Source organism: Fibrobacter sp. UWR3, from assembly GCF_900143055.1.
In the GTDB taxonomy this organism is placed as follows: Bacteria; Fibrobacterota; Fibrobacteria; order Fibrobacterales; family Fibrobacteraceae; genus Fibrobacter.
The window spans coordinates 243,717-257,134 of sequence record NZ_FRCW01000003.1 but is presented as its reverse complement, the minus strand read 5'-3'; the positions used below and the strand labels follow the sequence as shown (position 1 = coordinate 257,134).

Annotated in this window: 10 protein-coding genes; 8 read left to right on the top strand and 2 right to left on the bottom strand. The window is 57.5% G+C overall.

Features of this window, described 5'->3' with window-relative positions:
- The first annotated feature begins 43 nt into the window (after positions 1-43).
- From BUA44_RS05125 to BUA44_RS05110, 4 genes are read left to right on the top strand one after another with little or no spacing between them, the layout of a single operon-like run.
- Positions 44-1,432, top strand: a complete 1,389-nt coding sequence (locus BUA44_RS05125; protein ID WP_072809655.1) for a Y-family DNA polymerase — start codon at positions 44-46, stop codon at positions 1,430-1,432.
- A 24-nt stretch (positions 1,433-1,456) separates the two neighbouring features.
- Positions 1,457-1,702: a hypothetical protein gene (locus BUA44_RS05120; protein ID WP_072809319.1), complete on the top strand. Its 246-nt coding sequence runs from the start codon at positions 1,457-1,459 to the stop codon at positions 1,700-1,702.
- A gap of 8 nt (positions 1,703-1,710) precedes the next feature.
- The gene (locus tag BUA44_RS05115) at positions 1,711-2,361 is read left to right on the top strand and encodes a fibrobacter succinogenes major paralogous domain-containing protein (protein WP_072809317.1); all 651 of its coding nucleotides are present in this window, start codon (positions 1,711-1,713) and stop codon (positions 2,359-2,361) included.
- A 23-nt stretch (positions 2,362-2,384) separates the two neighbouring features.
- Positions 2,385-4,364: a GTP-binding protein gene (locus BUA44_RS05110; protein WP_072809314.1), complete on the top strand. Its 1,980-nt coding sequence runs from the start codon at positions 2,385-2,387 to the stop codon at positions 4,362-4,364.
- An 18-nt stretch (positions 4,365-4,382) separates the two neighbouring features.
- Here BUA44_RS05110 and BUA44_RS05105 read toward each other — a convergent pair whose 3' ends face one another.
- Together BUA44_RS05105 and BUA44_RS05100 are read right to left on the bottom strand one after the other, a co-directional pair.
- A complete protein-coding gene (locus BUA44_RS05105) occupies positions 4,383-5,588 on the bottom strand; it encodes an ABC transporter permease (RefSeq protein ID WP_072809652.1) in 1,206 nt (401 codons plus the stop codon).
- 23 nt (positions 5,589-5,611) lie between these two features.
- On the bottom strand, positions 5,612-6,370 hold the full coding sequence (locus BUA44_RS05100; RefSeq protein WP_072809311.1) for an ABC transporter ATP-binding protein: 759 nt from the start codon (positions 6,368-6,370) through the stop codon (positions 5,612-5,614).
- A 204-nt stretch (positions 6,371-6,574) separates the two neighbouring features.
- Between BUA44_RS05100 and BUA44_RS05095 the strand changes: the two genes are divergently transcribed.
- The 4 genes from BUA44_RS05095 (at position 6,575) to BUA44_RS05080 (ending at position 13,374) form a co-directional block, all read left to right on the top strand.
- The gene (locus BUA44_RS05095; RefSeq protein WP_072809308.1) at positions 6,575-8,695 is read left to right on the top strand and encodes a polysaccharide biosynthesis tyrosine autokinase; all 2,121 of its coding nucleotides are present in this window, start codon (positions 6,575-6,577) and stop codon (positions 8,693-8,695) included.
- A gap of 20 nt (positions 8,696-8,715) precedes the next feature.
- Positions 8,716-11,361: an OmpA family protein gene (locus BUA44_RS16065; RefSeq protein ID WP_083579490.1), complete on the top strand. Its 2,646-nt coding sequence runs from the start codon at positions 8,716-8,718 to the stop codon at positions 11,359-11,361.
- 93 nt (positions 11,362-11,454) lie between these two features.
- Positions 11,455-11,871: a GtrA family protein gene (locus BUA44_RS05085; RefSeq protein ID WP_072809649.1), complete on the top strand. Its 417-nt coding sequence runs from the start codon at positions 11,455-11,457 to the stop codon at positions 11,869-11,871.
- A gap of 15 nt (positions 11,872-11,886) precedes the next feature.
- Entirely contained in the window at positions 11,887-13,374 is a 1,488-nt protein-coding gene (locus BUA44_RS05080) for an acetyl-CoA hydrolase/transferase C-terminal domain-containing protein (protein ID WP_072809304.1), read from the top strand.
- Positions 13,375-13,418 lie beyond the last annotated feature (44 nt).

The following is a 13,418-nucleotide window of genomic DNA, read 5'->3' as shown; positions in this document are numbered from 1 at the left end:
GCCTGAATGGGGTTATTTGGCCATTTTTTTTATATTCCCTCCCATGCCCTCCCGCACGTATGCTGCTATAGACCTCAAGTCGTTCTTTGCTTCGGTGGAATGTATCCTCCGGGGCATTGACCCGTTGAAGGCGAAACTCGTGGTGGCCGACGAGAGCCGCACCGAGAAGACGATTTGCCTTGCGGTAACGCCTGCGCTAAAGGCCTACGGGATACCCGGGCGTGCGCGCCTGTTCGAGGTGAACCAGAAGGTGCGCGAGGTGGAGCGCCGTACGGGCGAAAAAATCGAGTTCATTATCGCGAAGCCGCAGATGGCAAAATATGTGGAGTACTCCACGAAGGTCTACAACGTATATCTCAAGTATGTGAGCGCAGAAGACATTCACGCGTATTCCATCGACGAGTGCTTTTTGGATTTGACGCGCTACCTTAAGTTGTACAAGATGACGGCGCGCGAACTGGTGAAGACGATTATCCAGGACGTGTTCAACACGACGGGAATTACCGCTACGGGCGGAATTGGCACGAACCTTTACCTGTGCAAGATCGCGATGGATATCATGGCGAAGCACGTGGAAGCAGATAGTGACGGCGTGCGAATCGCGGAACTCGACGAGATGAGCTACCGGAAAAATCTCTGGTCGCATCGCCCGATTACGAGCTTTTGGCAGGTGGGTCGTGGCATAGCGGCGAGGCTAGAGAACTGCTACCTGAACGGCGGGCGGGGCATCCGCACGATGGGCGACATTGCCCGCGTGAGTGTCAAGAATCCCGAGGCGCTCTACAAGATGCTCGGCGTGAATGCGGAAATCCTGATAGACCATGCCTGGGGTTACGAACCGTGCACCATCGCAGATATCCGGAAGGCGAAACCTCGCAGCCGCAGTACGGGCGAGGGGCAGGTTCTACAGGACCCGTACCCGTTCGACAAGGCGCGTATCGTGGTGCGCGAGATGGTGGATACCGTCTCGATGGCACTGGTGGAACATGAACTTGTATGTAACGGGCTCGTGCTTACGGTGGGTTATGACCGCGAAAACGTGGACAAGGGAACCTACCACGGCGAGACGGTGCAGGATTTTTATGGAAGGACGGTGCCGAAGCCTGCGCACGGTACGGCGAATATCGGGTACTACACGAGTTCGCAGACGGTGATGGCCGACGCTGTGATGAAACTTTTCGACCGCATTGTGGACCCGGCGCTTACGGTGCGTCGCCTAAATTTGGTTGCGACGGACATCGTGGACGAAAAGAACCGCGGGTTCGACCTGTTTACCGACGTGCAGAAGCAGGAACGCGAAAAGAAGCGCCTGAAGGCGGAACTGCTTATAAAGAAGCGCTTCGGCAAGAACGCCATCGTGAAGGGGATGGACCTGCAGGAAGGTGCCACCACCATAGAACGCAACGGACAGATAGGAGGGCACAGGGCCTAATTGATGATTGATAATGGATAATTGATGGTTGATGATTATAAAGACATAATAAATTTGCCGTACCCGAGGAACGACTGGAACTTCCTCATGAAGCACCCGCGCATGAGCATGGAGGCCCGTGCGAAGATTTTCCACCCGTTTGCAGCACTCCGCGGGCATGCGGAAGCGCTTGATGCCACAGCGGAACGCAAGGTGGATTCCGTCGAAAACGAGTTCGTGCTCGAGGACCCGGATATGGTGATGCCCGAGGAAGGCTCCGATTTTTTATAATTGCTATTATGAAGCGATTTATTGTTGCAATAACGGTACTTGTGTTTGCGTTTGCGAGTTTATCCGTAGCGAAGCCCGCGAAGGCGAAGGCTAGCCCGAAACCCGCCAGGACGGCAGCAAAGGCGGTGAAGAAATCCGAAGTGAAGGATGCCCGCGACGGGCAGGTTTACCGCGTGGTAAATATTGCGGGCCTTACCTGGATGGGTGACAACCTGAACTACAATGCGGAAGGCAGTTTTTGCCTCGATGACGACGAGAACAACTGCATGGCCTATGGGCGCCTGTACAGCTGGGACGTTGCGCAGAAGGCGTGCCCTGCGGGTTTCCGTGTGCCGACACACGCAGATTTTGAGAAACTCTGGACGTCTGCTGGCGCGGATTTTAATGCGGGTTACCTATTGAAGACAAACTACGGCTGGAAAGGTGACACCAACGGGAACGATACGCTCAAGTTTTCTGCCATGCCTGCGGGCAACCGCTTCGATGACGGCACGTACGGTAACCTCGCGAAGTTCGCCTTTTTCTGGACAGCGGACGACGCGTCGGAAGATATCCCTGCGGGCGAGGCTCGCGTGTGGTACCTCACGAACAAGTCGATGGCCTTCGGTTACACCGCGAAATCGAAAAAGTTCGCGTTCTCGCTCCGCTGTGTCAAGTAAAGTTTTTTGCTAGATTGAAACTTATGCCCATTCGCAACATTGCAATTCTCGCCCATGTGGACGCCGGCAAGACGACCCTGTCGGAACGCATTCTGTTTGCGGCGGGCGAGGTGCGCCGGCCGGGCAAGGTGGAAGAGGGCCTTGCCACGATGGACTACATGCCCGAAGAAAAGGAACGCGGCATTACCATCGAGAGCGGCGTCGCTCATTTCGAGTGGAAGAACACCTGGTTCAATTTCATAGATACTCCGGGCCACGTGGATTTTGGCGCGGAGGTGGACATGGCGCTCGGTGCTGTGGAAGGTGCCGTGCTGGTGGTGAGTGCCGCGAGCGGTGTCGAGACGCAGACCGTCGCCGCCTTCCGCAAGTTGCGCGAGGCGGGCGTCCCCGTAATCTTGTTCATAAACAAGCTGGACAATCCCGACTATTCGCTGGACGAGACCCTCATCAACGTGGAGGAACAGCTGGGTGTGCGGCCGGTGCTCATGGCCCTTCCCGAATATACCGCGGGCAAGATGAGCGGCATTCTGGATGTGCTGAGCCAGAGCAGGCTTGTGCATTCCGAGACGGGCGAGGAGGTCGTGGACGAGGGCTGGAACGTCGATGACGGCTGGGACAATTCGCGCGAACTCAAGAAGCACTATGCCGAGGCGGTGGAATTCGCGAGCAGTTTTGATGACGAGATTCTGAAGCTTGCCATGGATGGGAAGGCGGTCGCCCCGAAGTTGCTTTTGCGCGGGCTCAGGGCGCTTGCGAAGAGCGGGGAATACGCGCTCTGTTACGCGGGTTCCGCGCTCGAGGGTTACGGCGTGCGAAGCCTCATTACGGCATTATCGTTCTTTTTGCCGGAAGTCCCGGAGTTTAACGCGGGCGAGCTCGGTCAGGTGATTCGCCTGCGGCATTTCAAGGGAGTGGGCGAAATCTCGCTGTTCCGTAGCCATACGGCGATGCAGCGCAAGGAATGGCCCGCGGGTTTCGAGTTCTCGAGGCTCAAGGCGAACCTGCTCGTGCCCGTAGAGGAGATACGCCCGGGCGACATATATGCGATGCGCGCCCCGTTCGAGACGGAACTCGGGCAGGTAATAAGCCTGGACGGACAGCGCCGTGTAATCCTGAGTGGAATGCCGCAAGATGAAGATGCGCGAGACGAGGATGTGCCGGAACCGCAATCCATCCGCGAGAAGTACCGCCCGCTGTTGCAGACCCGCGTGGAGTGCCTCGGTTCCGAGGACTACCAGCATGTAGAAAAGAGCCTGAATACGCTCAGCCGCATGGACCCGAGTTTCCGCGTGCAGAAGGATGATGGCGGTTTCTGGTACCTGCATACGGTGGGCGAGGTGCAGCTCGAGGTGCTGCTGGCTCGCCTCAAGCGCGAGTTCGGCTGCGAGGTGCGCGCGGGTAGCCCCGAGGTGCGCTGGCAGGAACGCCTGTGCCGCGAGGTGGGCCCGGTGGAAAATACGTTCCAGGTAGGCCCGCACAAGATTTCCATAAGGCTTTCGGCAAGCCCGCTCGATAGCGAGGCGCACGACATCCGGCTTTCTGCGGAATTCCTGGAGACCGCCCCCCGCGAGATTCTGGCGGGAGTGCGTTCTGCCCTCCTGGAATCGACCGAGGTGGGAGTGCTCGGGAAGGGCGCCCTGGTAGGTGTGCGGTTTATCGTTCACGAGTTCACATGGACCGAGGGCGCCTTGCCCCCCATGATCAAGAAGGCGTGCGCCGATGCGGTCGTGAAACTCATCAAGCCCGCCGATGTTCGGCTGTACGAACCCGTGATGGAACTTTCGCTCGAATGCCCGGTGAACTTTGCGGGCCTCGTTACGGGCGATATACAGTCCCGTGACGGCAAGGTGAAGGAAATCGGCGGTGACGGAAAGACACATTTTTTGAAGGCGGAAGTCCCCCTGCGAAAAATTTTCGGGTATGCCACCGGTGTGCGCAGCATCAGCAAGGGAACCGCACTCTACAGCATGCGGCTTCTCGGTTACCGCCCCGCCGCCGTTTAATGTGCGGGCGATAAACGATTACTCAAACCTAAGCGCTTCAATCGGGTCGAGCCTGCTGGCCTTCCTTGCAGGGTACCATCCGAAGAATACTCCGGTAACAAAGCACACGGCAAAGCTCACGACGACGCTCGTGATAGAAACGCTCATGGGCATGTTGAATACGCTCTTTACCACCTCGGAGGCGGCAATGCCGAGCGCAATCCCGATGATACCCCCCAGCAGGCTGATGATGACGGATTCGAACAGGAACTGGAACATGATATCGCGCCCGCGTGCACCTATTGCCATGCGGAGCCCGATTTCCTTGGTGCGCTCGGTGACGGAAACATACATGATGTTCATGATTCCGATACCGCCTACAAACAAGCTAATTCCCGCGATAATCGTGAGCACGAGCGAAATCAGGTCGGATGTACTCGTGATGGTCTGTATCATTTCTTCTTGCGTGAACACACGGAACGGGTCTGTGGGCCTTGTCCAGCTGCGCCGTTCCTTTAGGATTCCCATGATCTCCTCGGTCGCCTTCTCGGCGTACCCTTCGCCGATGGAGTTCGCGTAAATCTGCCGGATGTTTGTCGTTGCCGAGAACCTGCGCATCACGGTCTGGTACGGAGTGAATATCACGTCGTCGTTATCTTGTCCAAAATCGCCGGAGCCCTTCGCCTTCAATGTACCGATGACCTTTAGCGGAATGCTCTTGTAGCGCAGGGTCTTTCCGATGGGGTCGCCTTCGGGGAAGAGGTTCTTCACGACGGATTGCCCGATGACGCAGACTTTCGCCATGCGGTCGGCCTCGTCGTCGAACATCACGCCGTCCTCGATTTCGTAGTTGCGTATCTTGAGGTAGTCTGCGGAAATCCCGGAGAGAGTGGTGGGGGAGTTGTTGTTGCCGACAATCGCCTGCCCGCCGACAGTGACCATCGGGGAGACCCCGTCGATGTATGTCGCCTGCTCGCGTATGGCAATCACGTCGGCTTCCTCGAGCATCTCGCTGGATTCCATCTGCACGCCGCCGCGCCTGTCGCGGTTCGGCATGATGATGATGGCGTTCGAGCCCATCGAAGTCATCTGCTCCTTGATGGAAATGCGGGAGCCTTCGCCCATCGCCACCATGGCGATGACTGCCGCCACGCCAATGACGATGCCGAGCACCGAGAGGAAGGTGCGCATGCGGTTGCGGAGAAGCGCGCGTATCGCGATTTTTGCTAAAGTAAGTGGGGCCATCGTCAATTATCCATCATCCATCATCAATCATCAATCATTTCCGGTGGCGGCAGGGCCTCGAACGCGGCCTTCGCGTCCTGCACGTTCTCGTTGATTACGTCCTTCTTGATAAGCCCGTCGCGCAGCGTGATGGTGCGCCCGCTGAATGTCGCGATGTCGGGTTCGTGGGTCACGAAGGCGATAGTTTTCCCCTGCCTGTTGAGTTCCTGGAAAATCATCATGATTTCGTAGCTCGTGCGTGTATCCAGGTTACCCGTGGCCTCGTCGGCAAGGATAATCACGGGGTCGTTCACGAGGGCGCGCGCGATGGCTACCCTCTGCTGCTGGCCGCCCGAAAGCTGGTTCGGCAGGTGGTTCATGCGTTCTGCAAGCCCGACCCTTTCCAGAGCCTCGATGGCGCGGCGGCGCCTCTCGCTTGCCGATACGCCGGAATTGTACAGGAGCGGCAGTTCCACGTTCTCGATGGCGGTCGTGCGGTTCAGCAGGTTGTAGCTCTGGAATACGAACCCGATTTTCTTGCTCCTTATGCGTGCGAGCGCGTCGCGTTTTAGCTTTTCGGTATGTTCGCCATCCAGGATGTAGTGCCCGGAGGTGGGGCGGTCCATGCACCCGAGTATATTGAGCATCGTGGACTTGCCCGAGCCGCTGGTCCCCATGATGGTCACGAACTCGCCTGGATGTATGCTAAAGTTTACACCGCGCAGCGCATGCACGGTCTCGTCGCCCATCTTGAAGTCCCGGCGGATGTCCTGTATCGAAAGTATGGGGTTTTCTGCTCGCATTTCGTTTTTTTAGATGATTATACGCTAATTTCCGTTGCGTTGCGGCTAGAAGATAATATCTTTGTGGGCGATGTGTGGCGAAATCACGGTAGGAATACTAAGTGATACTCGTCACCTGTTGTTTTTTTGCTAGCTTTTGTAATAAGAATGTATTTTTCCGGATTGAACGTATCTTGACGTTTGATAAGGACTTGGAGATTTTTGATGGATAATAATGTATCGCAGAATGTCGCTCCTAAGCAGGAAGATGACGAGATCGACATTCTCGAGATATTGATGTTTTTGAAGACGAAGTGGAAATTCCTTCTGGTTTTCCTTCTTTTGGGGCTTTTTGCGGGTGGTGTCGCCGCCATGTGGATGCGCCCGGCCTACAAGAGCGATATCCTTCTGCAGGTTGACGTGAAGGGCAACAAGTCTTCCAAGGCGCTTGGCGAAATGGGCGCCCTTCTGGATGTTTCTACCCCCTCCGAGGCCGAGATGCAGCTCATCAAGAGCCGCATGGTGCTTTCTTCCGTTGTCGAGGAACAGCGCCTCTGCTATTCGGCCGTACCGCTGGACAAGGTCGACCGCCTTTTGCACAGGGAAGGCCGCATGGACCTCGAGTTCCTGAGCATCCCGCGTGCCGTATCCGAGGCGAAAATCAAGATAAAGGCCCGCGTGCTGCCCGATTCCACCAAGTTCGAACTCCTGGGCGAGGACGATGCCGTGTTGCTGAAGGGCGAGGTCGGGGAAACCTATCGTCAGCCCTATGCGGGTGATACGCTTGCTATTTGCGTGCGTTCCATGAAGGCCCGTCCGGGCCAGACCTTCCTCCTGGGGGCGACCCATCCGCAGATGGCGGTCGCCGGTCTCCTGGGTGGACTGAGCGTCTCGGAAGAGGGCAAGAATTCCGGGATTATCCGCGTCTCGATGCAGCACGCCTACCCGGACCGCGTGGCGGACATCCTGAATTCTATCGCGAATACCTACCTCAAGCAGAACATTGAGATGCGTAGCGCCGAAGCGAAGAAAACCCTCGACTTCCTCGAGGAGCAGCTCCCGAGCGTGAAGGCCAAGCTCGATTCCTCTGAACAGAAACTTACCTCGTTCCGTAACGCGAACGGGACCATCGACCTCTCGGGCGAAACACGCGTGCACCTCGAGAAGGACGTGAGCCTCCAGCAGCGCCTGCTCGAACTTGAACAGAAGAAGCAGGAAGCCCTGCGCCTGTTCCAGGCGGAACACCCGACGGTCCGTACCATCGAGCAGCAGCAGGCAAGGCTCTACGGCGAAATCGCAAAGCAGAAGAAGGCGGCGGACAAGCTCCCCAAGACCCAGCAGGAATTCCTTTCCCTGCAGGAAGAAGTCGAGGTCAACAACAAGCTTTACACGAACCTCCTGAACAACATCCAGCAGCTCCGCGTGGTGCAGGCGGGTGAAGTCGGTAACGTGCGTATCGTGGACCAGGCCTATGTGCCCATAAAGCCCGCGAAGCCGAACCGCAAGCTGATTTTTGGCGGTGTCGCCCTGGCGTTCCTCCTCCTTGGCTGTGCCATCGTGCTCGTGCGTCGCATGTCGCATAACGGTGTCGCGAGCAGTACCGAGGTCGAGCAGGCTACGGGTATCGGCGTGTACGGAAAGCTCCCGATGCTCGGCAAGGGCACCGAGAACAACGTGCTCGATCCGGTCGTGCACGAAAAGCCCGACGAACCGTTTGCCGAGGCGGTCCGCGCACTCAGGACGGCGCTCGAGTTCTCGCTCTTTGCCGACGGCAAGAAGGTCCTTATGGTATCGGGCCTCATAGAGGGCGTGGGCAAGTCGTTTGTCTCGACGAACCTCGCCTGTTCCTTTGCCATGTCGGGCAAGAAGGTTTTGCTTGTGGATATGGACCTGCGCCGTGGCCGCATGTTCAAGAAGGGCCACAAGGGCCTCTGCGAAATGCTCCGTGCCGAAAAGTTTGACGACGAGTACATCGAGATGGTTAGCGAGAACTACCACATCATCGGTTCGGGCAAGCGCGTGGTGAACCCGGGCGACCTCTTGAACAAGAACCGCTTCGGTACGTTCCTCGACACGTTCCGTAAGAAGTACGACCTGATTATTCTTGATACCCCGCCTGTATTCCAGTGCAGCGATGCGCTCCTGGTCGAAAAGTATGCGGATTACCTTTTGTGCGTGCTGAAGCAGTCGGCGCATAGCATGGATAACATCCAGGAAGCGCTCTCTACCTTCGACCGCAGTACCGAAACACCTTTGCCGAAGGCCTTCGTGTTCAACAAGTGCGAACGCCATTCGGGTTACGGCTATGGTGGCTACTACGGCTACTATGGCTACAAGAAGTATTAACAACACAATAAGGAGTATAGATGAAAAAAGCAATCGCTCTTTCTCTACTTGCCGGTAGCATGGCCTTCGCCCAAAGTGGGTTGATGGGCGGTGTGGACGGTATCCACCAGCACAATGCCAGTACTCTTGGCCAGTGGAATTTCTCCATTGGCACGGGTGGTGACATTACTCTGGATTCCTGGTCCCTTACCCGTGGTGGCCTCTACACCTACAAGGGCAAGACCTATGACCTCAACCAGTGGGACTGGACTCTCGCCGGCAACTTCAATGCCGCGATTGGTCTTCTCGACTTCTTGGATGTCGGTGTGAGCCTTCCGCTCTACTACGACCACGCAAACGATGACGAAGGTCCGTCCGGTTACCTGGACATGTGGACCACGAGCCGTGGCGACCTTGATCTCTGGTTCAAGGTTGGCGTGCCGTTCAGCGACGAGAGCATCTTCGGCCTTGCCGCCATGTTCGACTTCTATATTCCGACCGGTGAAAATTCCGTGGGTACTCGCCCCCGCCACGCCTGGTACTTGAACGACGAAGGCTTTACCCAGCCGTTCTCTGCCGACGCATTCGCGATGGCCGGTACTCTCGAGTTCACCTTGGACCTCACCAAGAAGAACATCCCCATCCGCTGGAACACCCATGCGGGCTTCGTGCTTGCAACGGGTGATGGTCAGGCCAACACGCTCGTCTACGGTACGGGTATCAACTGGCTCCCGCTCTCCTGGATGGATGCCTTCGTAGAATACTCCGGCGAATTCCGCGTGCAGAAGACGGGTTACCCGCGCGAAGCTATCGAAGACCCGATGCTCATTACTCCGGGTCTGCGCTTCCACCTGCCTTGGAACATCGACTTTGCCATGGGCCTCGACATTGCCGTCCGTGCCCTCAAGAACTTCGGTTACGACATGAAGGACGAAATGGAAACGGCCAACCTCTACACGGTCCGCTACATGGATGAACGTGGCAACAAGGTTACCTACGGCTACGTCCCGACTCCGCGCTATGCCGGTACTGCCGCCCTCGTCTGGCGCTTCGGCGGCAAGGATAAGGACACCGATGAAGATGGCGTTGTCGACAAGAAGGATTCCTGCGCCAACACCCCGAAGGGTGCCGTGGTTGATTCCCTCGGCTGCCCGCTCGATGGCGACAAGGACGGCGTTCTCGATGGATTCGACAAGTGCCCGGGTACTCCGGAAGGCGCTACCATCGACTCTGTCGGCTGCCCGTTCGACACCGACAAGGATGGCGTGTATGACGGCATTGACAAGTGCAACGAAACTCCGGAAGGCCACCAGGTCGGCATCAACGGCTGCGAAGGTGACTTCGACGGTGACGGCGTGGAAGATTCCTTCGACCGCTGCCCGAATACCCCGAAGGGCGTTTCTGTCGATACCACGGGTTGCCCGAAGGATACCGACAAGGACGGCGTGACGGATGACCTCGACAAGTGTGCCGACACTCCGGCCGGCTTCTCGGTTGACTCTCTCGGTTGCCCGATGGATAGCGACAAGGACGGCGTGCCCGATGCTCTCGACAAGTGCCTCAACACTCCGGCTGGCCTCCCGGTTGACTCTCTCGGCTGCCCGGCTGATGCTGACAAGGACGGCGTGACGGATGACCTCGACAAGTGTGCCGACACTCCGGCCGGCTTCTCGGTTGACTCTCTCGGTTGCCCGATGGATAGCGACAAGGACGGCGTGCCCGATGCTCTCGACAAGTGCCTCAACACTCCGGCTGGCCTCCCGGTTGACTCTCTCGGCTGCCCGGCTGATGCTGACAAGGATGGCGTTGCTGATGCTCTCGACAAGTGCCCGAACACCAAGCAGGGTGCTCAGGTGAATGCTGAAGGTTGCGAAGGCGACTACGATGGTGACGGCGTACCGGACGATGCTGACCAGTGCCCGAACACCAAGCAGGGCGTGCCTGTCGATTCTACCGGCTGCCCGGCCGATAGCGACAAGGACGGCGTGTTTGACGTGAACGACAAGTGCCCGAATACTCCGGCCGGCACCACCGTTGACAACACCGGTTGCCCGATGGACTACGACAAGGACGGCGTGCCCGATGACAACGACAAGTGCCCGAACACCAAGCCGGGTATCACTGTCGACTCTACCGGTTGCCCGCAGGATAGCGACAAGGACGGCGTGTTCGATGGCCTTGACCAGTGCCAGGAAACTCCGGCTGACGTCTCTGTTGACTCTGTCGGTTGCCCGATGGATACCGATAAGGATGGCGTTGCCGACTACCTCGACAAGTGTGCCTACACGCTCGAAGGCGTGAAGGTCGACGAGAAGGGCTGCCCGCTCGACAAGAAGCAGGACCTCAACGAACTGAAGCACGGTATCGAGTTCCAGACGAACTCCACCAAGTTCACCAAGAACAGCTACGGCAAGTTGAACGACCTCGTGAACCTCCTGAAGCAGTACCCGAACGTGAACCTTGAAGTTCAGGGCCACACCGACAACGTCGGCTCCGCCAAGAAGAACAAGGCTCTCTCTCAGAAGCGTGCTCAGGCTGTGGTTGACTACTTTGTGAAGAAGGGTGGCATCGCCGCCGACCGTTTCCGCGCTGTCGGTTTCGGTCCGGACAAGCCGATTGCCAGCAACTCCACCAAGAAGGGTCGTAAGCAGAACCGTCGCGTGGAATTCGTTCCGTTCGAAAAGTAATAGACTGCTGAGATAAAGCTTAAGGGCACCTGCAAATGCAGGTGCTCTTTTTGTATATGGAAATAACCAATGACCAATAACTATATTATACCCGTGCTCCATTTCATCAAGTACAATGCCATTGGCATCATAAACACGCTCATCACGCTTGCCGTGGTGTGGGTGTTGCACCAGTGGCTGGACTGGGGCAAGGAAGTCTCGAACTTTCTGGGGTTCGTCGCGGGCGGCGTCAACAGCTACCTCATGAACCGCATCTGGAATTTCAAGAGCCATAACCGCAAGCGGACGGAAGTCGTGCGGTTCCTCGTTGTCTTTTTGCTGAGCTACGCGCTCAATCTCGCGGCGCTCGAGGGCACTGCGTACCTGCTCGAGAACGCGCAGTGGTGCAGGTCGTTTACCGTGTGGATTTCGCAGTTCATGAAGCCTACGTACTTTGCGAACATTGTCGCGAACATTGTCTACGTGCTGGCGAGCTTTATGCTGTACAAGAAGTGGGTTTTTAAGAAATGACTGGTGGTTTATAGCATGAATTGGATTGAAGGCAAGAAGTGTTCCGCGGAAGATGCCGCGGCGATGATTCAGGATGGCGATATTCTTGGCGTTTCGGGCTTTACGCTCGCGGGTTACCCGAAGGCGGTTCCCCTCGCGCTTGCCGCCCGCGCCGAAAAACTGCACGCTGTCGGCACGCCTTTCCAGGTGACGCTCTATGCGGGCGCATCGACCGGCGACAGCTGCGACGGGGCGCTCTCCCGCGCAGGTGCGCTCAAGTTGCGCATGCCCTACCAGAGCAACCCGAGCCTCCGCAAGGGCATCAACGACGGGAGCATCCGCTATATCGACGCGCACCTCGGCAAGATGGGTTACCTTGTGCGCACGGGCGCAGTCCCTGCGCCCACTGTCGCCGTGATAGAAGTGAGCGCAATTCTCCCCGATGGACGCGTGTGCCTTTCTACTTCGGGAGGCAATTCGGTCTGCTACCTCGACATGGCGCCGAAAATCATCCTGGAACTCAATACACGCCTGGGCGAGAGCTGTGTGGGCATGCACGACGACGCCCTCCCGGAACTGCCCCCGCATGCGAAACCCCTGCCGGTCTATTCCGCAGGTGACCGCGTGGGTAGCGAATTTGTCAAGATTGATACGAATAAAGTAATTGCAATTGTCGAGAACGATGCGTACGACGAGGTGACCCCGTTTGTAGAACCCGACGACGTTTCGCGCAATATCGGCGAGCGCATTCTCGATTTTATCCGGTTCGAGGAATCGCACGGCAGGCTCCCGAAGGGAATGGCCTACCAGAGCGGAGTCGGGAAGGTTGCGAATGCGGTCCTCTGCGCGATGGCGAACGACGAGCGTCTCGGGCGCATCGACCTGTTTACCGAGGTCATTCAGGAGGCGGTGCTCCCTCTGTTGAAGAAGGGCAAGCTCGGTGTCGCCTCCGGTACGGCGCTCACGCTGTCGCAGGCCGCGCAGCAGGAGTTCGTGCAGAACGCCGCCGACTGGAAAAAGCATTTCGTGCTCCGCCAGCAGGAAGTGAGCAATAGCCCCGACATCATCCGCCGCGTGGGCGTCATCTCGATGAACACTGCCCTCGAAGCTGACATTTTTGGTAACGTGAACAGCAGTCTCGTGTGCGGCTCGGCCATGATGAACGGCATCGGCGGCTCGGCGGACTTTGCCCGCAACTGCGCCCTCGGATTCTTCCTCACGCCGTCTGTCGCGAAGGGTGGCGCCATCAGCAGCATCGTGCCCTACGTGAGCCACGTGGACCACACGGAACACGACACGCAGATTTTCGTGACGGAGCAGGGCCTTGCCGACCTCCGCGGGCTCGCCTCGGAAGACCGCGCGCGACTCATTATCAAGAACTGCGCCCACCCCGACTTCCGCGAACCGCTGACCGATTTCTTGGAATACGGCCTGAAGCATGCAAAGGGTAGGCACCTGCCGCTCGCGCTCGAACGCGCCTTCGAGATGCACAACCGCTTCCTCGAAACCGGGAAAATGCTCTAGGAAAGCTCGGCTTTCGCATCATTCGCATTTGGAATGCCCGATTT

Bases quoted from the DNA above. Each gene is read 5' to 3' on its own strand.
- BUA44_RS05125 (WP_072809655.1), top strand. From the start codon at position 44: ATGCCCTCCCGCACGTATGCTGCTATAGACCTCAAGTCGTTCTTTGCT.
- BUA44_RS05120 (WP_072809319.1), top strand. From the start codon at position 1,457: ATGGTTGATGATTATAAAGACATAATAAATTTGCCGTACCCGAGGAAC.
- BUA44_RS05115 (WP_072809317.1), top strand. From the start codon at position 1,711: ATGAAGCGATTTATTGTTGCAATAACGGTACTTGTGTTTGCGTTTGCG.
- BUA44_RS05110 (WP_072809314.1), top strand. From the start codon at position 2,385: ATGCCCATTCGCAACATTGCAATTCTCGCCCATGTGGACGCCGGCAAG.
- BUA44_RS05105 (WP_072809652.1), bottom strand. From the start codon at position 5,588: ATGGCCCCACTTACTTTAGCAAAAATCGCGATACGCGCGCTTCTCCGC.
- BUA44_RS05100 (WP_072809311.1), bottom strand. From the start codon at position 6,370: ATGCGAGCAGAAAACCCCATACTTTCGATACAGGACATCCGCCGGGAC.
- BUA44_RS05095 (WP_072809308.1), top strand. From the start codon at position 6,575: ATGGATAATAATGTATCGCAGAATGTCGCTCCTAAGCAGGAAGATGAC.
- BUA44_RS16065 (WP_083579490.1), top strand. From the start codon at position 8,716: ATGAAAAAAGCAATCGCTCTTTCTCTACTTGCCGGTAGCATGGCCTTC.
- BUA44_RS05080 (WP_072809304.1), top strand. From the start codon at position 11,887: ATGAATTGGATTGAAGGCAAGAAGTGTTCCGCGGAAGATGCCGCGGCG.